This is a genomic window from Schaalia sp. lx-260, assembly GCF_021083645.1.
GTDB lineage: Bacteria > Actinomycetota > Actinomycetes > Actinomycetales > Actinomycetaceae > Pauljensenia.
The window spans coordinates 49,431-72,071 of sequence record NZ_JAJNRQ010000005.1; the positions used below are offsets into that span (position 1 = coordinate 49,431).

Annotated in this window: 20 protein-coding genes; 2 read left to right on the forward strand and 18 right to left on the reverse strand. The window is 48.5% G+C overall.

Annotation, left to right across the window (positions count from 1 at the left end; all coding sequences use genetic code 11):
- Window positions 1-177: 177 nt before the first annotated feature.
- Entirely contained in the window at window positions 178-1,668 is a 1,491-nt protein-coding gene (locus LRP57_RS07125; protein WP_231205846.1) for an MFS transporter, read from the forward strand.
- Window positions 1,669-1,791: 123 nt separating this feature from the next.
- On the opposite strand, the gene LRP57_RS07130 is transcribed toward LRP57_RS07125, so the two are convergent.
- From LRP57_RS07130 to LRP57_RS07210, 17 genes are all read right to left on the reverse strand, one after another.
- A complete protein-coding gene (locus tag LRP57_RS07130) occupies window positions 1,792-3,918 on the reverse strand; it encodes a DEAD/DEAH box helicase (RefSeq protein WP_442984717.1) in 2,127 nt (708 codons plus the stop codon).
- Window positions 3,919-4,253: 335 nt separating this feature from the next.
- Window positions 4,254-5,582 (reverse strand): MFS transporter, encoded by a 1,329-nt coding sequence (locus LRP57_RS07135; protein WP_231205847.1) that lies wholly within the window; start codon window positions 5,580-5,582, stop codon window positions 4,254-4,256.
- A gap of 132 nt (window positions 5,583-5,714) precedes the next feature.
- Window positions 5,715-7,067: a histidine--tRNA ligase gene (hisS, locus tag LRP57_RS07140; protein WP_231205848.1), complete on the reverse strand. Its 1,353-nt coding sequence runs from the start codon at window positions 7,065-7,067 to the stop codon at window positions 5,715-5,717.
- A gap of 82 nt (window positions 7,068-7,149) precedes the next feature.
- Entirely contained in the window at window positions 7,150-7,884 is a 735-nt protein-coding gene (locus LRP57_RS07145; RefSeq protein ID WP_231205849.1) for an MBL fold metallo-hydrolase, read from the reverse strand.
- Window position 7,885: 1 nt separating this feature from the next.
- On the reverse strand, window positions 7,886-9,244 hold the full coding sequence (locus tag LRP57_RS07150) for a DUF349 domain-containing protein (RefSeq protein WP_231205850.1): 1,359 nt from the start codon (window positions 9,242-9,244) through the stop codon (window positions 7,886-7,888).
- Window positions 9,245-9,386: 142 nt separating this feature from the next.
- Window positions 9,387-11,723: a RelA/SpoT family protein gene (locus LRP57_RS07155; protein ID WP_231205851.1), complete on the reverse strand. Its 2,337-nt coding sequence runs from the start codon at window positions 11,721-11,723 to the stop codon at window positions 9,387-9,389.
- Between the two features lie 54 nt (window positions 11,724-11,777).
- Window positions 11,778-12,317: an adenine phosphoribosyltransferase gene (locus tag LRP57_RS07160; protein ID WP_231205852.1), complete on the reverse strand. Its 540-nt coding sequence runs from the start codon at window positions 12,315-12,317 to the stop codon at window positions 11,778-11,780.
- On the reverse strand, window positions 12,314-13,402 hold the full coding sequence (gene secF, locus LRP57_RS07165; RefSeq protein ID WP_231205853.1) for a protein translocase subunit SecF: 1,089 nt from the start codon (window positions 13,400-13,402) through the stop codon (window positions 12,314-12,316). The genes LRP57_RS07160 and secF overlap by 4 nt, the downstream gene beginning before the upstream one ends.
- A complete protein-coding gene (secD, locus tag LRP57_RS07170; RefSeq protein WP_231205854.1) occupies window positions 13,399-15,471 on the reverse strand; it encodes a protein translocase subunit SecD in 2,073 nt (690 codons plus the stop codon). Before secD ends, secF begins: the two co-directional genes overlap by 4 nt.
- Before the next feature lie 44 nt (window positions 15,472-15,515).
- Window positions 15,516-15,908: a preprotein translocase subunit YajC gene (locus LRP57_RS07175; protein ID WP_231205855.1), complete on the reverse strand. Its 393-nt coding sequence runs from the start codon at window positions 15,906-15,908 to the stop codon at window positions 15,516-15,518.
- A 197-nt stretch (window positions 15,909-16,105) separates the two neighbouring features.
- Complete coding sequence (gene ruvB, locus LRP57_RS07180; RefSeq protein WP_231205856.1) at window positions 16,106-17,137, reverse strand: Holliday junction branch migration DNA helicase RuvB; 1,032 nt, start codon at window positions 17,135-17,137, stop codon at window positions 16,106-16,108.
- Complete coding sequence (ruvA, locus tag LRP57_RS07185; protein ID WP_231205857.1) at window positions 17,127-17,726, reverse strand: Holliday junction branch migration protein RuvA; 600 nt, start codon at window positions 17,724-17,726, stop codon at window positions 17,127-17,129. The genes ruvB and ruvA overlap by 11 nt, the downstream gene beginning before the upstream one ends.
- Window positions 17,727-17,867: 141 nt before the next feature.
- Complete coding sequence (gene ruvC, locus LRP57_RS07190; protein WP_231205858.1) at window positions 17,868-18,497, reverse strand: crossover junction endodeoxyribonuclease RuvC; 630 nt, start codon at window positions 18,495-18,497, stop codon at window positions 17,868-17,870.
- Window positions 18,478-19,110 carry a pyridoxal 5'-phosphate synthase glutaminase subunit PdxT gene (pdxT, locus tag LRP57_RS07195; protein ID WP_231205859.1) on the reverse strand — a complete coding sequence of 211 codons (633 nt, stop codon included), beginning with the start codon at window positions 19,108-19,110 and terminating at the stop codon, window positions 18,478-18,480. Before pdxT ends, ruvC begins: the two co-directional genes overlap by 20 nt.
- Complete coding sequence (gene pdxS / locus LRP57_RS07200) at window positions 19,104-20,009, reverse strand: pyridoxal 5'-phosphate synthase lyase subunit PdxS (protein WP_231205860.1); 906 nt, start codon at window positions 20,007-20,009, stop codon at window positions 19,104-19,106. The genes pdxT and pdxS overlap by 7 nt, the downstream gene beginning before the upstream one ends.
- Before the next feature lie 4 nt (window positions 20,010-20,013).
- Window positions 20,014-20,775 (reverse strand): YebC/PmpR family DNA-binding transcriptional regulator, encoded by a 762-nt coding sequence (locus LRP57_RS07205; RefSeq protein WP_231205861.1) that lies wholly within the window; start codon window positions 20,773-20,775, stop codon window positions 20,014-20,016.
- A 77-nt stretch (window positions 20,776-20,852) separates the two neighbouring features.
- Complete coding sequence (locus LRP57_RS07210; RefSeq protein WP_231205862.1) at window positions 20,853-21,494, reverse strand: SixA phosphatase family protein; 642 nt, start codon at window positions 21,492-21,494, stop codon at window positions 20,853-20,855.
- A gap of 202 nt (window positions 21,495-21,696) precedes the next feature.
- On the opposite strand from LRP57_RS07210, the gene LRP57_RS07215 reads away from it, so the two are divergent.
- Window positions 21,697-21,921 carry a hypothetical protein gene (locus tag LRP57_RS07215; protein WP_231205863.1) on the forward strand — a complete coding sequence of 75 codons (225 nt, stop codon included), beginning with the start codon at window positions 21,697-21,699 and terminating at the stop codon, window positions 21,919-21,921.
- An 11-nt stretch (window positions 21,922-21,932) separates the two neighbouring features.
- Here LRP57_RS07215 and LRP57_RS07220 read toward each other — a convergent pair whose 3' ends face one another.
- Window positions 21,933-22,634 (reverse strand): histidine phosphatase family protein, encoded by a 702-nt coding sequence (locus LRP57_RS07220; protein WP_231205864.1) that lies wholly within the window; start codon window positions 22,632-22,634, stop codon window positions 21,933-21,935.
- Between the last annotated feature and the right edge of the window lie 7 nt (window positions 22,635-22,641).

Consider the following 22,641-nt stretch of genomic DNA (forward strand, 5'->3'; position numbering starts at 1 on the left):
AGGACAGTATCTATGAACTTTCACATGCGCCTATCCTCTACTTTGCCTGCACGTATCTTCCATTTTTTGTGCACAGCATCAAGGAAATCTTTTTACCCGTCCGCCTTCACATGAGGATCTTTTTCACGTTTCTCAGCAGAATATGCATTTTTTTACAGTAAATGAAACAATCAACTCATGCCTTTTTCTTCACATGATGATTCAGCGCGCCCATTAAACCCTCGGCACAATGACTCCTCACAAACAGAAAACAGGCAAAAAAACCTCAAAAATACAGAAATACATACTTCTGAGCATCAAACACAGAAAGTTGCATGGAATCGCCTAGAAATCATGCTGCTCGTTGGCTCTGTCATCCTCATTACTTTGAATGCTTTCGAAGCATTAGCAACAACCACCGCTATGCCAACAGTTGTTCAAGAGCTTGGAGCACACACATGGTTTTCTGTTGCGACAGGTTCTGCTTTAGCTGCGCAGCTGTCAGCAACTGTCCTCGCCGGCGCGCTGAGTGACTCTCGTGGTCCTCGTTTTGTTCTCATACTCGGTATGGGCTTATTCGTCCTCGGTCTTACCTTATGCGCATTATCTGGGCATATTCTGCTTTTTGTCATCGGGCGGATTATTCAGGGCTGCGGTGGAGGTTTCGTTATTGTCCCCCTTTACGTCCTTATCGGCGCTCTCGTTCAGGACGTGCATCGACCTACCGTATTTGCAGGTTTTTCCTTAGCTTGGGTTTTACCTTCCCTTATCGGGCCAGGAATTGCCGGATGGGTAACAGGACATATCGGATGGCGGCCTGTATTTGGCGCAGTTCCTTTCTTGTGTTTGCTCGCTCTTTTTCCTCTTATTCAGGTTCTTCGTCACCTGAACACAGGTGAAAAACAGAAAAACCCTCTGCTTTTTTCTCTCACCCTCATGTCTTGTGGATGCGGGATAGGTGTTCTCGCCTTACAACTTTCGGGGGCCACCTCTGGTTTACTTTCTTACTTGCTTACCGTATTCGGTTTAGCGCTCACAATCGGTGTTCTCCCTCGTTTGCTTCCCCGCGGCACATGTCGCGCACGCTCAGGACTTCCTTCTTTAATTTTGACCCGTCTGCTCGCTATGGGAGCTGAAATGGGGGCAACAGCTTTCCTGCCGCTCTTGCTCCAGCATGTTCACGCTTGGTCAGCTGATGCCGCTTCCATCGCTGTTACTATTGGCGCAGTCTCCTGGGCAGCAGGATCCACCATTCAGTCACGTATCCGAAACCCGCGTTGGCGTGCTCGTTTACCTTTCGTCGGTACTCTTTTACTCAGTATCGGAGTTATCCCTTTCCTTGTTTTAGCGTGGCCAGGCGCTCCAATCTGGCCAGCGCTAGTGAGTTGGCTTTTTGCAGGGGCAGGTGTTGGCCTGATGCATTCAACTATTTCTGTCCTTGCTCTTGCTGTCACTCCACCTGAAAAACACGGAAAAGTCTCATCATGGCTTCAAGTTGCTGATTCTGCTGGCGCAGCCGTTTTCATGGCAATTGCGTCATTAATTCTGGCACTATGGGGCACCCATATTCCCGTAGGTGGACCTGAGTATTTACCGGCATGCGTTTTACTGTTCGTTGTCAGTGTCAGTGCCACATGCGTAGCGTACCGTTTCCGAGCAGATACCGTTTCTGCTCTCCACCGCGCATAGCGGCGTATCCCTACCCTCACCCTCAACACGAAAGTGCCGCATAGCGCTGATACGCGAAGCGACACTTCCGTTCCCATCCTCACAAAGGCGAGAGATGATTTTTAAGGTAGAGAGGTATATCTGTCAGCGTGAACGACCGCGCGAAGAACCAAAACGACGATCTCCACGAGATGAATACTTCTCGCCCGCTAAGCGATCACGCCGCTCAGACCTGTCGTAGCGCCCATCACGCCGATCAAAATTGGATCCTTTTTCACCACGGTACCCACGCTCAGACCTATCATGGCGACCACGCTCTGAGTACTCTCGACTTTCACCGCGGCGCCCACGTTCGCCTCGTGAAGAATGACGTTCTGTATCAAAATGACGAGCAGATTGCGGACCTTCATCCTCACGGATACGTAAAGCACGACCTGACACACGGGCTTTTGCGATTCGCCCCAAGGCGGATGATGAAACGTCGCCAGCAATCTCAACCAAAGAGAAAGTCGGGTAGATTTCAATGTTACCGATATCGGAACCTGCTAAACCGCCTTCACCTGTAATAGCACCCACAATAGCGCCTGGTTTTACGCGGTCTTTTTTGCCTACTTCTACACGGTAGCGTCGCCCTGTCCCAGATAGCGCACGAGCGCCACCGCGACGGCGTGCTCCATCTTTACCACCTTTAAGGGGACGATCTTTATCGCGTCCCACTTCAAAAACAGCTCCAACAAATTCGCCGGCCTCATCTACTTCTTCTTCACGGCGAATACGACCATCACCGCGACGGTCTTTACGCACACGAGGTTCTGGCCCTTCATCGCCTACTGCTTGAGCTAACAAAACAGCTGCAATATCAGAGACATCCAATTCAGTAGCGTCATGTATTTCATTCAGTAAGGAGTAGTACAAATCTAAACGTCCACGTTCAATACGTGTATTCACGGTATCGAGGATACGGCGGGCACGAAATTCTGATACAGCCACTGGCGAAGGTATCTGCACTTCTTGCATCGGGGTCCCTGTTAGCCGTTCAATACGACGCAAACGCCCGTGCTCACGCGGAGTAAAAAATGTCAGGGAACGACCTTCACGCCCTGCTCGACCTGTACGACCAATACGGTGCACATAGGCCTCAGGTTCACGTGGCACATCAAAGTTCACCACGAGTCCGATACGTTCCACATCGAGGCCACGTGCAGCAACATCGGTGGCAACAAGAACGTCAAGGGAACCATTTTTTAATCGTTCAACCATGCGTTCACGCTCAGTTTGCGCTACATCGCCGCTAATCCCTGCTGCACGGAAACCGCGTCCAGAAAGCTCTAAAGAGATTTCTTCTACGTCCATACGAGTACGCACAAATACAATGGCAGCATCGGCGTCTTCATGAGCCATATTCTGTGTGCGGGTCGCAAGAACACGAGCCAATGCGCCGATCTTATGTTTGTAGGGAACGACCGCGTAGGTCTGTTCAATGGTGTCCACTGTGGATGATTCTTCTGACACAGCGATACGCAAAGGATTATTGAGGTGCGTCTGTGCGACTCGCTCAATAGCTGCGGGCATTGTGGCGGAAAATAAGGCTGTTAATCGTTCGTCGGGAACAGATTCCGCGATGGTTTCTACATCTTCTGCAAAACCCATGCGCAGCATTTCATCAGCTTCGTCAAGCACGAGCATACGAACGAAAGATAGGTCTAAAGCACCTTTTTCAATCAGATCAATGACACGTCCCGGAGTGCCCACAACAACTTGCGCACCGCGTTTTAATGCGCCAATTTGTGGCCCATAAGCAGATCCGCCGTACACGGGAACAATATCTAAACCACGTGTCATTGAAGCAAAGGATTCAATGGCTTGCGCTGATTGCATGGCAAGTTCACGTGTCGGCGCAAGGACAAGTGCTTGAACAGCTTTCTCATCAGCGTCTACTACTGAAAGTAAAGGCAAACCGAAGGCAGCAGTTTTTCCCGTACCGGTTTGCGCGATTCCAACAACATCGCGCATACGCATAAGGGCTGGAATAGCTTCAGCCTGGATTGGTGTCGGGGTCACATATCCCATACGTGTAATTGCTGAAAGGAGTTCATCCGGTAATCCGAGATCAGCAAAAGCAGGGCCTGCTTGATTTTGTGTTTCATCTTCTGTGAGGTCGTTTTCGTCCTCATCTTCATCGAAAAGTTCTTCATCAATGACTGTATCGTCATTTTCATACTCGTGGAATTCAGTATTTTCGAGGTGTTCCTCGTCAGCGGATTCCATCATTTCATCCATATCGACAGTATTTTTTTCGTCGAATAGTTCCAGATCTTGATCTGTAGTAGGCACAAATATCCTCTGTATGTGTCAGTGTTTTTTCGAAGTCCAGCAAAAGCAAGACCGGGTCAATAGGTGACCTTCAGCGCGGCCTTCACTTCTTGCACAACAACACTGGCTTTGCCAGATACCATCACAAAAGGCTGCGCCTCATCGCCATATAAGCCTAGCCTCTGCTTACCGCAAAGCTGTCACAAAATGCGGTGAATTGCCTCACCGTCATTGATATAGCTCATATTTTCCCGTTTTTACGGGTGAAAAATTATCTGCATGAAGTTGACTTATCACGTATGCGGGAAGTCTTTTTCCTGTGTTTTCCCTTGTCGTGATGTGAGGGCTAGCGTTATATGCAGTGCCACGATGAAAAGACCTGCTGCGCATGCAATTGCGGGGGCACGGTATAAGGTTTTGGCGATATATCCTGTTGCGGCGCTTCCTGCAGATACTCCAAGGACCACACACGTTGCTCCTATAGTCATTGCACTTGTGACCCACCCGCGTGTTGATAAGCGTTCAACACTGGCATATGCGCTGACAAGAACTGTACCGACTCCCATACCGATACATAAAATGAGCAACAGGATAATGCTGTCTGCAGGAAGGAACGCTATAGAGGCCTCTCCCAGAGCGATTATGAGGCCTCCTGCAATAAATTTTGTGCGTGAGCGTATTCCCAGGGCTGGAATTAAAAAACCTGCACATGCTGATGTCAGTCCCATAGCACCGTAGATAGGTCCAGTAAGAATCTGTGTATCACGTGCGGTATGAATCGCTGTCAAAGCTGTTTGTGTGCTACCGAAAACCATGCCGACGCATATGATGCTGGCAAAATAAGGGGTAAGTTGCAGCCATGGCATAGGTGCTTTTAATCCATTGGTTACAGGAAGGTCAGCGGAAGTGATGCTGGTACTTTGCGAATCATATTGAGGATTTCCCGTGGTTTTATTCGCATGTTTTGTTGAGTATCCATTAGGAGCCCACATTGATCGATGGATTGCAAGCCAGAAAATGAAAAAACCTTCACCAATTAGTGTCATCACTGCGAGGATGGCAACTGTGTGTAGCGGACCGCATAAGGTTACAAGCAGGCCCGATACTGTGGGGCCAAAAACGAAAGATAACTCGTCAATAGCTGTTTCATATCCCATTGCTGTGCGGATTAAACGAGGATGCTCAACCGTTTCAGCGCGTGTATGTGCAAGATCAGACCATAATGCGCGAGCAATAGAACCGATTTGCGGATTCGCCATGCCGACAAGAGCGGCTGCACATAAAAGAAGAACATCTGACATATGCCAGCCAATAGCACACCATAGAAGCATTAAAGCCAGAAGTTGAATGATTAAAGCAGCCGATATGACTCGTAAAGGGCCTTTCTGATCCGCAAGTCGCCCAATAATTGGAGCTCCGCAAGCTGTACCAATACCGATCATTGCAACGGTCATTCCAGCTAACCCTAAATTGTGTACCGCTGTTGTTACGACCAGTAAGATTCCCAGTTGAATCATCGCTGCAGGTAAACGGCCGATAGCGGCGCTCAAGAGAAAAGATGGACCGCTCGCGCGTATGAGAATAGCAAGACCAGATGAACGTGTGTGGGATTTTTCGGGCATTGGCTACGCCTTTCATATATGCCGCTGGCGGAGTGCACGCCCGACCTCACATGCACTCTTTTTCCCACTGATTTGAGCTTTACATCGCAAAATATCTGCAGATACATATGCTCCGTTTGTCTCACGCACCTGTCAGTTCACTGGTAATACGCGAGGGTGGAGGTCGCAAGGCTGCGGCTCCCACTGTTCAATGTCAGCAGCACTTTGTTCGCCCGTACGAATATCTTTCACCGTATCAGGTTCACCGTCGTTACCTGGGAACCATACAAATGGTATCCCCCGTTTATCAGCATACTTAATTTGCTTACCAAATTTTGCTGCCTGCGGTGCAACATCCGCGCTGATTCCTCGTTCACGCAAGCCAGATGCAATAGCGTCACTACGGAAACGATCAGTTTCATCATTGACTGCAACAAGAACAACAGTAGGCACTCGACGTGTTGCACGGACCATCGGAGCTGACAGCATACGCGAGACTAAACGCGACACTCCAACTGACATTCCCACGCCCGGGTACACGCGTTTCCCATCTTTAGCCAAGGAATCGTAGCGACCGCCTGAACAAATTGAACCTAAATCTTCGTGCCCAACCACAACGGTTTCATAAACACTACCCGTGTAATAATCCAAACCGCGTGCAATTTTCAGATTCGCTTCAATGACCCCAGGTAAACGCTGCCCAGCAATTTCCAGTAGTTCACACAGCTGTGTTAAACCTTCGTCAAGTAAATCATTGGAAAGACACAATTCATTGACTTGCTGACGTACAGATTGAGGATCTTCTCCTGTAATAGAAGCCATGCGCAATAAAACATCAGTCTGCTCGGAAGTGATACCAACTTTGACGAGTTCCTCACGCACTCCTTCAGGACCAATTTTGTCTAATTTATCGAGGCCACGTAAGGCAGCTTCAATATCTGTCACGCCTAAAGATTCACATACGCCTTGAACGATTTTACGATTATTCACCATCATGCGAACAGGCGGAATTGGCAGTGAAGAAAGCGCCTGACCCATTATCAGTGGCGCTTCCACCTCAAAATGAAAAGGCAGCTCCCCTAGTCCCACGATATCTATATCTGCTTGCGTGAACTCACGGAATCGTCCTTCTTGAGGGCGTTCGCCTCGCCACACTTTCTGAATTTGGTACCGCTTAAAAGGGAAATCTAATTCATTAGCATTTTCAACGACATACCGAGCAAAAGGAACTGTCAAGTCAAAGTGCAATCCCATACGTCGCTCACGTGAGGAGACCCGTTCACCGTTTTCAGCAGCTTTCAGAGCTTGCAGTCGCTCTAAAACATAAATTTCTTTTGAGGTTTCGCCTTTTGCTTCCAGTTGCTCAAGGGTTTCAACGGCACGAGTTTCAATCCCCGCAAAACCATGTAGTTCAAAAACGCGGCGAAGGTGATCGAGGACGTATTGTTCAACGATGCGTCCTTCGGGGAGCCATTCGGGAAAACCTGAAAGAGAAGTACGTGCCATTTTCCTATTGTTTCACGGGATACAGGTGCTTTTCCATTCCAATGCGCATATCAACACACAGAAAAGCACGACGAATAAATATTTACCCGATACGTCGGGCGCGCGTTACATATGGGTTCGTGTCAATTTCGGCTTGCAAGGTTGTTGCAGGTCCATGTCCGGGGAATAAAAGGGTTCGAGGATCAACAGCATGGGAAATTGTACGCAGTGAATGTCGCATCTGAGTTTCGTCACCACCAGGTAAATCAGTACGACCCACAGAACCCGAGAAAATCACGTCGCCGCTTAAAGCCCACGGAATAGGCAATTCACTGGAAGCTATGAGCTGCCCGTCAGCATATACGTCCAGATCACTGTGCGCGAGGAATAGTGCCGATCCTTCGGTATGCCCTGGAGCAGGTAACATTTTCATCCATAAACTTGGAATCAGTTCACATGACCCTGCGGGGAAATCACGCAGGTCATCAGGACAAGCCCACTCATCTAATTCAATTCCCGCAGGCATATTGTTCACATATGCTGCCGGGTCAACCAGACGATAACGATCAGGCCCTGGAATCCATACAGGAACTTGTTTTTCTGCGGGCCCCCAGGAAGCAACACGCGCACAATCCCACACATGATCGGGATGCCCATGCGTCAGTAAAACAGCCGCCAGAACAGCACCCTCACGCTCCAGTGTGGCTTTCAGTTGAGGAAGAATTCCTGCTGATGGGTCCACAACAACAGCATGAGGGGCTGTTCCCTCTAATGGCTGCGGAATAATCACCAACGAGTTTGCCGCATAGTACGGCGAAGTGATGATATGCAGACGCATGTCAGTCCATTGATGAACGAATCTGGTCAAGCCACGCTTTCTTCGTAGCTAAAGCTTCAGATAATTCTTTTTCTTTTGAGGAATTACCTGCAACGCGCGCGGCTTCGCAATCTTTTTCCAGACGAGCAATTTGTTCTTCTAGCTGTCCGAGCATACCTTCTGCACGCGCACGTGTTTCAGGATTTGTTCGACGCCATTCGTGTTCTTCAGCAGCGCGCACAGCATCTTCGACTGCACGTAAACGATGGTCAATACGTGAGTGATCGGCTGCAGGAACACGGCCCACACTATCCCACCGTTCTTGAATTTGACGAAGCTGTTCTTTTGTCTTTTCAAGATCATTGATAGGTAGTAGTGCTTCTGCTTCAATCAAAAGAGCTTCTTTTGCAGCAAGATTTTCACGATATTCAGAATCTGTCGCTAAATCTTTTGCCCGACGAGCATCAAAAAATACCTGCTGAGCTGCACGGAAACGAGTCCATAATGCGTCATCTTCTTTACGAGAAGCACGAGGAGCTGTTTTCCAGCGATCCATCAACGTACGATAGGCAGCAGTTGTTGCTCCCCAATCTGTTGACGTTTGAAGGGCTTCAGCTTCAGCAATCAACTGTTCTTTCACACGTTTCGCATCCGTCTGAGCTTGGTCCAAAGCAGAGAAGAACTGACGACGTTGGCGATCAAACTGTGTTCGCGCACCCGAGAAACGTTTCCACAGCGCATCTTCTGTTGCTTTATCTAAACGTGGGCCACGACGTTGCAGATTCTTCCATTCGTCTAAGAGCTCACGCAGGGTTTGGCCGCATTGCTTCCAATGCATACGGTGAGGATCTTGGGTGAGAATAGCTTCTGCACGTTCCACTAATTCAGTACGTTCACGCAATGCGGCTTCTTTGGCTAAGCGGCGTTCTTCACGTGCTTGTTCTTTACGTACCTGTGCGCGCTCAGCAGCTGCTTCCACACGGGCACGCAAAGCAACGAGATCACCGATAGCAGCAGGCTCAATAACGGATTCACGTAACGTTGCCAGCGTTTGATCTATTTCTTTAGGCGCAAGTGTGGCAAGACGATCTTCAAACAACTTAACTGTTGCTTCAAGTGACTCAAAACGACGCAAGTACAGCCCTAATGGGTTTTCAGGCAGACCGTCAGGGTATGCTCCAATCTGGCGTTCAGCATCCCCATCACGAACAAAAACATTTCCTGCTTCATCCACCCGACCAAATTCTGAGGTTTCCGCAGCAGATAACTGTGGTGCAGCACTTTCAGTAGCAGGTTGCGAGACGGGAGAATTCGCTGATGAAGCAGCCTGTGTAGGCTCAGAAGTATTTTCAGCGTGGAGCTCATTGGTCGAGTCAGTCACGATGTTCCTTTGATCGATAGAACCTCGAAAGGTTCGGCGCGGTGCGCACCTTATGTGTACGCTCATGCCACCTACGGCACAGGACTATCCTACGGCTTTATTCATGCTGCAGAAAACAGATAACACCTAGTGGACGAAATCGTCATATGTTTGAGATCTGATGACGACGTGTGGCAGGACTTGTTAAACGTTGAGCTTCAAACACACCATCAACGCGACGCAATGCTGCAAGGACGGCTTTCAGATGAGCCATATCAGCTAATTCAAAAGCAAAACGCGCACTCGCCACCTGATCGGGTGAAGTAACTGTACTTGCTGTCAGAATATTTACCCGATGATCTGACAGTACTTTCGTCAAATCAGAAAGCAAACCTGGGCGATCTAATGCCCGAGTTTCAATCTGCACAAGATACTGCACTCCTTGACGTTCCGTATCCCAAGCAACATCTGTAAAACGCTCCGGCTGATTTTTCATGAGCTGTACAGAATTCACACAGCTGGCACAATGCACAGATACGCCCTGACCACGAGTAACGAATCCCACAATTTCATCACCAGGTACTGGAGTACAACACTTCGCTAATTTCACCCAAATTTCATTTGAATTCATTCCGCGCACGCTCACCCCTGATGTGGAGGATATATGCGCACGTACTTTCGCTGCACTCGGAATAACAGCCTCAGCAAGTGTTTCCTCTGTCCCGTCATCTCCGCCAAGGTTATCCACCAATTTCGATACCACATTTTGAGCCGAAATATGGTTCTCCCCAATTGATGCATATAGCGCAGTAATATCGAGCAATCCCAGAGCATTAGCAACGGAAAGTAAAGATTCATGATTCATGAGACGCTGTAAAGGTAAATTCTGTTTACGCATCGCACGAGCCAAGTGCTCTTTACCTGTTTCCACTGCTTCTTCACGACGTTCTTTTGAGAACCATGCTTTGATTTTTGAGCGCGCGCGCGGTGAAGCAACAAAAACTAACCAGTCCCGTGAAGGGCCTACTTTGTCAGATTTTGATGTCACTACTTCAACGGTTTCGCCTGACTGCAGGCGCGATTCTAAAGGAACTAGTCGCCCATTCACTTTTGCTCCGACAGTGTGGTGTCCTACCTCAGTGTGAACTGCATAGGCGAAATCAATAGGTGTTGCCCCTGCCGGCAGAACAATCACCTCACCCTTAGGCGTGAAAACATATACTTCATCACCAGCAATTTCATAACGTAATGCGTCAAGAAATTCTTCCGGATCGCCAGTTTCCCGTTCCATTTCAACGAGTGCCCGCATCCAGTTCATCTGTTCAGTAGCACTCATTCGGTCAGTATCGCCCGAAGTAGCATTCGGATTTTGCTTGTATTTCCAGTGTGCAGCAACGCCATGTTCGGCGCGTTCATGCATTTCATATGTACGAATCTGGATTTCAACAGGTTTACCGCCAGGACCGACCACAGTCGTATGTAAAGACTGGTACAAATTAAATTTCGGCATGGCGATATAGTCTTTGAAACGCCCTGGAATAGGATTCCAATGACCGTGAAGTGCTCCAAGAAGCGCGTAACAATCTTTTACAGAATGTACAAGAACACGCACTGCCACAAGGTCGTAGATTTCATCGAAAGCTTTACCTCGAACAATCATTTTCTGATAAATCGAGTAATGATTCTTTGGACGGCCAGTTACAGTTCCTTGTGTTCCTGAGTGCCGTAAATCCCCTTCAATCTGGGTAATTACCTCTCGTAAATATATTTCACGCTGTGGCGTACGCTCATGAACAAGTCGATCAATTTCCTCGTAAATTTCAGGATAGAGGGTTTTGAATGAAAGTTCTTCAAGCTCCCACTTAATCATATTCATACCGAGGCGGTGAGCCAGTGGAGCATATATTTCTAAAGTTTCTTGAGCTTTACGTTTTGCTGAATCAGCAGAAACAAAACGCCAGGTGCGAGCGTTATGTAAACGATCACCTAATTTGATGAGGAGAACACGTATGTCATGACTCATCGCCACAACCATTTTACGCAAAGTCTCTGACTGAGCAGCGCTACCGTAACGTACTTTATCGAGTTTGGTCACTCCATCAACAAGCTGCGCGATTACCTCGCCAAAATCTGCTGTCAGTTCTTCCACCGTGTAATCGGTGTCCTCAACTGTATCGTGTAATAAGGCGGCAACAAGTGTAGGAGTCGTCATTCCCATTTCAGCAAGAATTGTTGCTACAGCAACGGGATGAGTAATGTAGGGTTCCCCTGATTTACGCATCTGCCCACGATGATGCAACTCCGCTGTTGCATAGGCGCGTTCAATGAGTCCTACATCAGCTTTCGGGTGGTTTGCCCGTAAAGCACGAACCAAAGGTTCAATTTCTGGAGCTGTTGTACGGGATCGATTACCAAACCACATCAGCCCAGAACGCACAAGCGACCCAGCCGCAGGAGGACGGGTCGCTTGTGTCGTTGGTTGCATATGAGGATCAGTCATTACCTCATTTTAGACTTTCGCAGTCATTTTGTGTGCCATGTGCCATTATTCAGGTCAGAGCACAACAACTGATTCAACATTTTCGCCTTCAAGCCGTTGCCGACCTCCAAGACCAGCTAGCTCCAAAAGGACGGTAATACCCACAACTTCAGCACCGGCCTCACGGATAAGCTGAGCTGAAGCCGCGGCAGTTCCCCCGGTTGCTAAAACGTCATCAAGGATAAGAACACGATGCCCAGGAGTGACTGAATCCGGTCGCAATTCCATACGGGCAGAACCATATTCCAAATCGTAGTCCACACCAATAACAGGACCAGGAAGTTTCCCTGCTTTACGGATGGTCAGCATACCGATCCCTAAGCGTGTTGCCAAAGGCGCTGCCAAAATGAATCCTCGGGATTCAAGGCCCGCAACTGCATCAATACGACCACGGTAATACTCAGCGAATTGCTCAATGAGTTCACAAAAAGCCGGACCATTAGCTAGCAGAGGTGTAATGTCGCGGAAAAGTACACCCGGTTCAGGAAAATCCTGAATTTCACGTAAATTATCGGTGAGGATTTTTCCTACTTTTTCGCTCAGAACACTGCTCATCGTTTCCGCTTCTTCCTTTGAGGCTGCGCTGAACGTCCCAAGTGGTGTCCCGGTTGCAGTGGTGCGACGCGCACGGATGGATCTGACTCCGTTCCTTCCTCACCTTGGGCATGACGAACGCGTTCTTTTTCAACAACGGCAGTGTGTTCTTTGGTCCGGGTACGGCGTTCTTCAAAGGTCACCAGAAGTGGCGAAGCAATGAAAATTGACGAGTAGGTACCTGCGATCATACCGACGAATAAAGCCAAAGAAATATCTGTCAAAGTTCCTGCACCCAAAAGCAGTGAACCAATCAGCAAAATTGAACCCACGGGAAGTAAAGCAACAACAGAGGTGTTAATTGAACGCACCATTGTCTGATTGACTGCCAAGTTCACTAGTTCAGCGAAGGTGAAACGCTTTTGGTCGGTCAGTCCTTGTGTAAGTTCACGAACCTTGTCGAAAACAACCACCGTGTCATATAGCGAGTAGCCCAAAATCGTGAGGAAACCAATCACTGTTGCAGGAGAAACCTCGACACGAACCACCGCAAAGAAAGCAATAGTAAGCACCACGTCATGCAGCAATGCCACAATCGCAGAAAGCGACATCGTCCATGACCTGAAGTACACAGCCATCAACAAAGCAACCAAAGCAAGGAAGATCACGAGCGATTTCAGTGCTTTTGCAGTCACGTCATGACCCCAGGAAGGACCAATCGAGCTGGACTGCACTTCTGAACTCTCAATACCGTATGCCTGCGCCAAAGCATCACGTACGGCAGCGGTTTGAACCGAATCTAAAGAGTCTGTCTGCACGCGGATACCGTCACTACCTACGCTTGAGACACGCGCATTTGAGTCGTGACCGGTTGCTTCTAAAGCTGTGTAAGCCTTTTGCTGGCTGATATCAGCAACACCTGTCAAAGTGAACTGGGAACCACCGGTAAATTCAATGGATCCTTTGATACCTAAAACAGCCGTGAAGATCAAAGCAAGGAGGAGAACAATACCGGAAACCCCCAGGAAGGCTTTGCGGTTAGCGACAATTCGGTAGGATTTCTTTCCCGAGTACAGGGCATTACCCCATTGAGCGAAACTCATCATCGGTTCTGCTCCTTTTCCTCGACTGAACCATCATCTGTTTGAGTAGCACCCTCAGTGGTCGAGGTTTCAGACGTTTGTTCTGCTTCTTTTTCTAAAGCTTCTTGTCGTTTTTCCTCTGCATATCGGCGTTCTGCAATGGACAGAGGACGTTCCTGAGCATCTTCAACGGCCATCCGTTGTTCCTGTGCGCCCCGATTTACACGAATACGGCCTCGACCAGCATAGATAGCTGCAGATGTCGCACCTAAGTGCTCTGGGTCCAAACCTGAAAGCTTATGGCCTGAGCCAAAGAATCGGGTACGAATCAAAAGCTCCATCATCGGGTGTGTGAATAGGAAGATCACGATTAAGTCAACAATAGTTGTCACACCCAAGGTGAATGCGAAACCTTGAACGCCACCGACAGCCAAAACGTACAAGACAACGGCTGCCACAAGGTTAACCGCATCCGAAACAATGATGGTGTGTTTCGCGCGTTGCCATCCTTCATCAACAGCAGCAACAAGAGGACGACCATCACGAACTTCATCTCGGATACGCTCAAAGTAAACGATGAACGAGTCTGCTGTCACGCCCACAGCAACAATCAAACCAGCAATACCAGCCAAAGATAAACGGTAACCCATAGTCCACGACAGCAAAGTAATGACAAGATAGGTTAATCCGCCCGCCACCAGCAATGAGCCTGCTGAAACCACTGACAAACCACGGTATTGCCATACCATGTACGCAACCACCAACAGCAAACCAATCAGACCCGCCCAAATACCTTTTTGCAGGTGTTCAGAACCCAATGTTGCTGAAATCTGCTGCTCGGATTGGACTTCAAAGTTCAATGGCAATGAACCAAAGTTCAGCTGATTAGCAAGGGACTTCGCTGATGTTGCGGTAAAAGATCCACTGATTTGTGCTCGACCATTATTGATGACCGCATTCATACTTGGTGCGGTAATGATTTTACCGTCAAGAACGACAGCAAAATGGTTGCGGTCAGGTTTTACGTAAGCTGCGCCTCCCTGAGAATCAGCGGAAGCAAAACCGTATAAGCGTTCAGATGCCTCGGCAAAACTTGTTGTGCCTTCAGCATTGAATTGCAGATCAACGCCCCATTCACCTGTACTGCGACCCTGATTATTTGTAATCATTGCGGCCGCAGCAGTTGTCAGTTGCGAACCACTCACATCCACAGGACCCAAAATGTACTTTAAGGTGCCTTCTGCGTTACAGGCCGCGTAAGGCTTATCTGCCGCTGCCTCTGTACGTGTCCCTTTTGCGCCGCAATCTAAAGTGAGATAGTCATAGGTAACTTTTTCTGTCATCCATGCTAGATCTGAGTTATTTTCAGGAGTCGTCGCAGGTGCATCTGACAGTTCACCGTCTTTATTTGCATCAGCTAAAGTTTTCGCTTCTTCTTCGCTGAGAACATTGGGCTGTATCTGAGGAGCAGATTGGCTGTTGTCAGCTTCTGCTGACTGAGCAGTTTCACCCGAAGCCGCAGAGTCGCCGGACTGTGCTTCCTGCGCAGACTGGTCGCTTCCTTCTGAAGCACTCAGATCACCAGATTGCTCATCTGTCGCAGACTGTGCGTCTTCAGATGATTGACCCGATTGTGCAGAAGAATCCGACTGCCCGGCTTCAGCAGAAGGCGTTGTCGGTCGTTGAACTGACACGGCTTGACCGATTTTCAAAACTGGACGGAAATTCATCTGTGAAGATGAACGAATAAGGTCAAGAGTTTCTTGCGAAGGAGTACCCGGAATGGCAACAACAATGTTGTCAGAACCCATCGAGGTAATTTCAGCCTCCGCTACGCCGGAAGCATCCACACGCGAACGAATAATGTTAATGGCCTCAGCAATATCATCTTCAGTTACCTGACGTGACGAGTTATCTGTTGATACCGGAGTCAGGATCAGCTGGGTACCGCCCTCAAGGTCAAGGGCAAGAGAAGGGACAAAAGATGCCCCATGATTGGTCACGTTCCCCACAATAAGCGAGCCCATACTTACACCAGCAAGTAAGGCAAGCGCCAGCAAAGAACGGAGCGGACGGCGTTTCTTAATAGCCACTTGTCATTCTGCTTTCAGATGTTCCCACGCAGGGACACGTATAACTACTTCTCAATTCCGGTCGATGAATCATTATCGAGGCCGAGGACTTGTTCGTCTTCTTCTTGGGTTTCAGGTTCTTCTGTTTCTTCAACTTCTTGAACCGAAGCGAATGGAGGATTACCTATTTCCCGTACAACCGCGCGATCCCAGTAAGTCTCTGTCCCGTCAGCAGTTTCAAGAACAACAACGTCGCCGTCAAAATCAACGAAACGACCCCAAAAACCGAATGCGGTTTTCACCCACATTCCAGGGACAAGGTCTTCCCGAAGTTTACGATCACGTTCAGCTTGCTGGGCAAGCATTTTCTTGCGGGAACGACTAGAGAAAAACAACATGAAGATGAGCAAAACACCCAACATCAAAGGGAAAGCGTATTGCTGTACAAGCTGGTCCACGAATAGCCCTTTCATTACTCACGTGCGAATAGACGCACACTTGTTGCAGTCTAGTGCCCTTGAGTGCTTTTAGGCCACGTGATAGATGAAAATGAGCGCAATTGCGCAAAAGTAAAGCTCACTTTTCCCACAAAAGAATGTCATAAAGATACAAATGCGTCCTAAGTCACAGGATGAATAGGATTTATCCTGCCATTTTATTGAAAAAGAACAGCCTCAGGCGGGGGCGTAAGCCCTAAATGCTCCCACGCAGCACGTGTTGCTGCTCGTCCACGCGTCGTACGGATCAAGAAACCTTCACGCACTAAATACGGCTCAGCAACAGTTTCCACAGTCTCCGCTTCTTCACCAACAGTCACGGCAAGAGTTGTGAGGCCAACTGGCCCCCCACCGAAACGTCGACATATAGCTTCAAGGACTGCCCTGTCCAAACGATCAAGCCCATGACGGTCCACTTCAAAAAGAGTAAGTGCCCCCTGAGCTGCCTCCAAAGTTAGATTGCCATCACCACGCACTTGCGCATAATCCACGACGCGACGAAGCAATCTATTCGCAATACGAGGGGTCCCACGCGAACGTGAAGCTATTTCATAAGCGGCATCTTCACTGAGTTCCACACCAAGCAAATGAGCAGAACGCGCAACAACATGACGAAGCTGCTCCACCTCATAGAATTCAAGATGCGCAGTGAAACCAAAACGATCACGCAAAGGCGCAGGTAACAGACCGGAACGTGTGGTTGCGCCTACAACTGTGAAAGGTGGCAAAGCCAAAGGAATAGATGTCGCACCTGGACCTTTACCTACAACAACATCAACACGGAAATCCTCCATTGCAAGGTAAAGCATTTCTTCAGCTGTACAGGCAAGGCGATGTATTTCGTCGATAAATAGCACATCGTTTTCTTGTAGACCTGACAAAATTGCCGCCAAATCGCCGGCATGTTGAATCGCAGGTCCTGATGTTAAACGCAAAGATGTCCCCATCTCTGCGGCAATAATCATCGCTAAAGTAGTTTTACCTAATCCTGGTGGACCAGCAAGGAGCACATGATCTGACGGCGCTCCACGACCGCGTGCAGCATCTAAAAGAAGCTGCAGCTGATCGCATACCTTTGTTTGCCCAACAAATTCACTGAGGCGTTTCGGTCGAAGTGCAGCCTCTGCTGCACGTTCTAGGTCACCGGCATCAGGTGCCACAATGCGTGAAAAATCAGGTTCAGTGGCCACGGTTACCTCCTAAACTCAGTAAAGCAGCACGAAGCATATCGGAAACGCTCATGCCATGACCGGCAAACTTTTCCACCGTCTGAGCAGCAACACTTTCACTCCAGCCCAGTTGAACCAAAGCAGCACGTACCTGCATTTCATCCTCTGTAGGTGTTGTTTCTGAAGCAGCGCCTTCAGGTAAAGCAGCTACCGTACCTAATTTGTCACCAATTTCCAGTAGCATACGCTGAGCAGATTTTTTCCCAACACCCGGTATTTTCTGCAAAGTAGCAGTATCACCTGAGCTAACCGCACGCCGCAGATCATCAGGTGACAGCACGGTAAGAGCAGCTAAAGCTGTTCGCGGGCCTACGCCACTCACTGATTGAAGTTTCTCAAAAATAATGCGTTCATCTGTATCACGGAAACCATATAAGGTCATTGAATCTTCACGTACCACCATAGAGGTATGGATCGTTACATCAAGACCCACATGAAGTTCCTGAGCGAAAGGCGGAGCCACAACCACACGCCATCCAATACCTCCAACCAAGAGTATGACCTCATCAATGCCTGCGTATGTAACAGTCCCCGCGAGCTGCGCGATCATATGTACCTCCGCTGTTTCTTTCGGTCACCGCTTGTATCGTACGTACGCAAAGATTCCTGTCATCAGAACTCGGTTTTGACGACTAACATATTTCTCTTTCAGATCACAGGAGAGACAAAGCGAACATATGTACGATAGATACTATCGTTGCCGTAGCCGCGGGTCTACTGCACCAGTTCGGCGTTGCGCTGCTTGTGCTTGCGCCCACAGTTGTTGCGCAGGCGTCATTTCACCACGCGCACGTACACGACCAGAGATTGACACAGAAACAGCCGAATCATCACCTGCACCCAATAGGCCGGTTCCACGCCACCCCTGACAAATAGCAATCGCTAAAGCATCTGCAGCATCAGCAGGTTTTGGAACAGCAGACAAACCTAAAATACGAGCAACCATATGCTGCACCTGAGCTTTACTTGCTGTCCCATTACCTGTCACTGCTGACTTTACCTCGGAAGGCGTATGCACAGCCATAGGCAAACCTGCGCGACCAACACAGGTCATCGCAGCACCCATCACCTGCATAGTTGTTGCAACAGATTGCAAGTTATCTTGTACGAAAACTCGTTCAATTGCTACGATCTCAGGTTCATACTCGTGGATCAGACGATCAATCGCGTCAGCTACTGTACGTAAACGAAAATGAGTAGCAAGATCTTTGTGAGTACGTGCAACTTCAACATGAACGAGGCCAGCTCGTTTCCCCTGATCCATATCTATGATTCCAAGGCCACACCGTGTAAGACCTGGATCAATCCCCATCACACGCACATTGTTCCTTACGTGAGGAAAGGCAATCTTTCACCATACGCACAAAAAGATCATGCATACGGTTATCGCCTCCCACTTCAGGGTGAAAAGACGTAGCCATCACAGCTCCATGCCGCACAGCCACTATAGGACCGTTTTGAGCATTACCAGCACGAGCTAAAACATCAACGTCATCTGCAACTGATTCAACCCAAGGCGCGCGAATAAAGAAGGCACGGAAAGGTCCCCCATCAAGTCCTGCGATATGCAGATCCTCTTCATAGGAATCTACCTGACGTCCAAAGGCATTACGGCGCACTGTCATAGTGATTGCTCCGAAAGAACGTTGGTCAGGACGACCATCAAGTACCGTATCTGCCAGCATAATCATGCCAGCACATGTTCCCCACACGGGCATACCTGAACGAATTCTGGCAGCAATCGGTTCAAAAAGATCAAAAGCACACAAAAGCTTTGACATTGTTGTGGATTCCCCACCAGGAATCACTAATGCGTCTACCTCAGCTAGTTCTGTCAGACGACGAACAGCACAGGTGCGGGCACCAGATTCCTCCAGTGCCCGCATATGCTCAGCAACATCACCTTGCACAGCAAGGACGCCGATTGTTACCATCCGCGCTCCGCTAAACGGTGCGACACGGGCACATCGTCCACATTAATTCCCACCATAGCTTCACCTAAACCACGTGAAACTTCAGCAATCACTGAAGGATCATCGTAGAAAGTTGTCGCTTTAACGATTGCCGCGGCACGACGTGCAGGATCACCGGACTTGAAAATACCTGAACCAACGAATACGCCTTCTGCGCCCAGTTGCATCATCATAGCTGCATCAGCGGGAGTAGCTATGCCCCCGGCGGTGAAAAGTACAACCGGTAAACGGCCTTCACGTGCTACTTCTGCCACCAGTTCGTAAGGAGCTTGCAGTTCTTTAGCCGCTACATACAGTTCATCTTCTGGCAATGAAGTCAGACGACGAATTTCATCACGAATTTTGCGCATATGCGTAGTCGCATTAGACACATCACCCGTACCTGCTTCACCTTTTGAACGAATCATTGCTGCGCCTTCGTTAATACGACGCAAAGCCTCACCCAGATTCGTTGCACCGCAGACAAAAGGAACCGTGAAATTCCACTTATCAATGTGATGCTCATAGTCGGCAGGTGTCAGAACCTCTGATTCATCAATGTAATCGACACCAAGAGATTGCAAAACCTGCGCTTCAACAAAATGTCCAATACGTGCCTTCGCCATCACAGGAATTGAGACAGCATTAATGATTCCATCAATGAGGTCAGGATCCGACATGCGCGCCACTCCGCCTTGAGCGCGAATATCAGCTGGCACGCGTTCAAGAGCCATGACTGCCACTGCGCCAGCGTCTTCTGCAATTTTAGCTTGCTCAGGTGTCACAACATCCATGATGACGCCGCCTTTGAGCATATGCGCCATACCTCGTTTGACCTGTGGAGTACCTACCTGGCGCTCTGCGGTGACATTTTCAGACATGAACTCAGTCCTCTTCTTCAAAGTGCGCACGCACTTCATCTGACATTGTCATATTGTGATAGACGTTCTGGACATCATCAGAGTCTTCTAAAGCGTCAATCAGTTTATTCACTTTCGTGACACCTTCAACGTCAAGATCAACCTCAGTTGAGGCGACAAATTGAACCTCAGCAGAGTCATAGTCAATTCCGGCTTCTTGTAAAGCTGAACGCACAGGAATCAGGTCTGACGGGTCCGTTTCAATAATAAAACCGTCACCTGTGTCAATGACTTCTTCTGCTCCTGCGTCCAAGACAACTTCCATGATACTGTCTTCGGTTACGTTTTCTGCCGCTGGAACTTCAATAATGCCGCGACGTGTAAATAGGTACGACACTGAACCCGGATCAGCTAAAGAACCTCCTGAGCGGCTAAAGCCTAAGCGGACATCCGATGCTGCGCGATTACGGTTATCTGTCAGACATTCCACAAGGAAAGCTACGCCATTAGGACCGTAGCCCTCATACATGATGGTTTCATAATTTGCGCCACCAGCTTCAGCGCCGGAACCACGTTTAACAGCACGATCAATATTGTCCGAAGGAACAGAGTTTTTCTTTGCCTTTTGGATAGCGTCAAACAAGGTGGGATTACCTGCAGGATCACCACCACCTGTACGTGCTGCAACCTCGATATTCTTAATCAAACGAGCAAATAATTTGCCTCGTTTAGCGTCAATAGCGGCCTTCTTATGCTTGGTGGTCGCCCATTTAGAGTGTCCCGACATTAGTTCTCCCTCTTGCGGGGGTGGATCTGTACTCCCCCAGTTTAACGCCCTCACACCAAAGAACTCACAGGAAGTCATTACCCGTGGGACGAAGAAAGATCGCAATAGGTCACAATTTCGAGTTCACATATGCCTTTGCGCAAGTCTTTCCATTCTCCTCCAAAACGAAGAATCATTGCCTGAGCCAAGTCTGCACCGTATCGTGATAAAGCTTTTATCCGGCGCATATTCAATGAATGTGTCCGTATTTCTTCACTCGCATATTTTTGGAAGGACGCAACACTTTCATTATGTTCCTCAACAAGAGCGTCAGGAAAGGTCAAATAAAGAGCCACATCTGAAATCGTTGGATTGTGGCCAATAATAAATGCTGTCTGTCCTGTAAAACTTCGGGCAATATGGAGTATTTCCTCAATGTCACCGCTGTATAAACTGCGATCCGAAAAAGAATGTGCAATATCGAATTGAGGTGCAAGTCCACGAAAAGTTTCACGTGTACGTTGAGCATCCGAAAGTGCGACCCAATCTACTTGAGGTTTTTCTCCCTCTTTCTTTGCCTCATCTTGTTTCATTTCTTGTAAAGCATGAGCAAGTGAAAAACCAAGCATCCTGCTTTGCTGGTGCCCATAAGAGGTAAGTACGCGCCCGTGATCTCCATTTAATGAAAAAGGCTCTGCCTGCGCATGACGAATAAGGACAAGCGTTCTTTTCATTGTCACAAGCACACATTCTATGCGAAGGAACAGAGTATGAATCTACGTGAGGCTTCTCAGTAAAGCTGCACAGATTCCCTTGCCTCTCACATACACACGTGCCCTTCCCGAAAGCACAGCCGCACCTGCCCGAAAGCACAGATCTTCCCTTTAGCTTTCCTCAAGTAATACAGCGATAATTTGTATAAACACAAGAAAGGCGGCTTTTATGCTTTCACGTGGACCACAAGATCATGTGTGCACAGCTCGACACTGCGAAAAACACGCACTCTGGCGTCTCACATGGACAAATCCTGCTGTACGCACAGGGCGCAAAAAAATATGGCTCAGCTGCGAACAGCACCGTCATGAACTTGAACAATACCTTGCTTATCGTCGTTTCCCTGTAGAGGTGGAGGAATACACTGAACCTACACATTCAGATGAGCAATAAAACAACACCATTCAGACACAGATATCTGATACACAAGGGGCTGGCGTATCATTCCAAGTCAGCAACGGAAGTGATTCCAACAGGTCGTGAGGATGGAAAGTCCCATCTGCGCATGAGGAAGCAACACTATGAGGGACTTCAAAAATCGTAGTCCCTGTATTTGTCATGAAACAATTGGTCAGCAGAGCACTCATATCATCTCTGCTCAAAGCAGAGGTCAGAAAGCGTGTGAGTGCCCCGTGAATAACAAGAACAAGAACACCTTTATCGCCAACTGACTGATACACCTGACTAATCCCCTGATATACCTCAGGTAAAGCTCGCCCTAAGACTTCCCAACCAGTTTCTGCTTCAGGCATACGCAATTCACGGTTCTTTGAAATCCACTGGTGAACAGTTCCGTGATAGTACATATTCTGCACATCAGATGTACCCATTTCACAGCTACCTGCACGTATCTCACGCAAACCCCAAGCGATACGCGGCGACATGCCATAACGTTCACACAAAGGTGCCGCTGTCATTCGTGTGCGCAACAGACCTGATACGAGTACAAGGTTCGGCTTTGAGGTCACTTCTTTTTCCCAGCGCTGCGCCAATGCCTCAGCTTGTTTACAGCCCGTGGCATCTAAAGGTAATCCCGGCCAGCCAGTATCCAAAGCACCACTGACATTCGCAGCGGTACGTCCGTGCCTCACAAGAACAAGTTTCATTCTCACT

Bases quoted from the DNA above. Each gene is read 5' to 3' on its own strand.
- LRP57_RS07125 (WP_231205846.1), top strand. From the start codon at position 178: ATGCCTTTTTCTTCACATGATGATTCAGCGCGCCCATTAAACCCTCGG.
- LRP57_RS07145 (WP_231205849.1), bottom strand. From the start codon at position 7,884: ATGCGTCTGCATATCATCACTTCGCCGTACTATGCGGCAAACTCGTTG.
- pdxT (WP_231205859.1), bottom strand. From the start codon at position 19,110: ATGGTAACAATCGGCGTCCTTGCTGTGCAAGGTGATGTTGCTGAGCAT.
- LRP57_RS07160 (WP_231205852.1), bottom strand. From the start codon at position 12,317: ATGAGCAGTGTTCTGAGCGAAAAAGTAGGAAAAATCCTCACCGATAAT.
- LRP57_RS07205 (WP_231205861.1), bottom strand. From the start codon at position 20,775: ATGTCGGGACACTCTAAATGGGCGACCACCAAGCATAAGAAGGCCGCT.
- LRP57_RS07135 (WP_231205847.1), bottom strand. From the start codon at position 5,582: ATGCCCGAAAAATCCCACACACGTTCATCTGGTCTTGCTATTCTCATA.
- LRP57_RS07215 (WP_231205863.1), top strand. From the start codon at position 21,697: ATGCTTTCACGTGGACCACAAGATCATGTGTGCACAGCTCGACACTGC.
- LRP57_RS07130 (WP_442984717.1), bottom strand. From the start codon at position 3,918: ATGATGGAATCCGCTGACGAGGAACACCTCGAAAATACTGAATTCCAC.
- ruvA (WP_231205857.1), bottom strand. From the start codon at position 17,726: ATGATCGCGCAGCTCGCGGGGACTGTTACATACGCAGGCATTGATGAG.
- pdxS (WP_231205860.1), bottom strand. From the start codon at position 20,009: ATGTCTGAAAATGTCACCGCAGAGCGCCAGGTAGGTACTCCACAGGTC.
- secF (WP_231205853.1), bottom strand. From the start codon at position 13,402: ATGATGAGTTTCGCTCAATGGGGTAATGCCCTGTACTCGGGAAAGAAA.
- LRP57_RS07155 (WP_231205851.1), bottom strand. From the start codon at position 11,723: ATGACTGATCCTCATATGCAACCAACGACACAAGCGACCCGTCCTCCT.
- LRP57_RS07220 (WP_231205864.1), bottom strand. From the start codon at position 22,634: ATGAAACTTGTTCTTGTGAGGCACGGACGTACCGCTGCGAATGTCAGT.
- hisS (WP_231205848.1), bottom strand. From the start codon at position 7,067: ATGGCACGTACTTCTCTTTCAGGTTTTCCCGAATGGCTCCCCGAAGGA.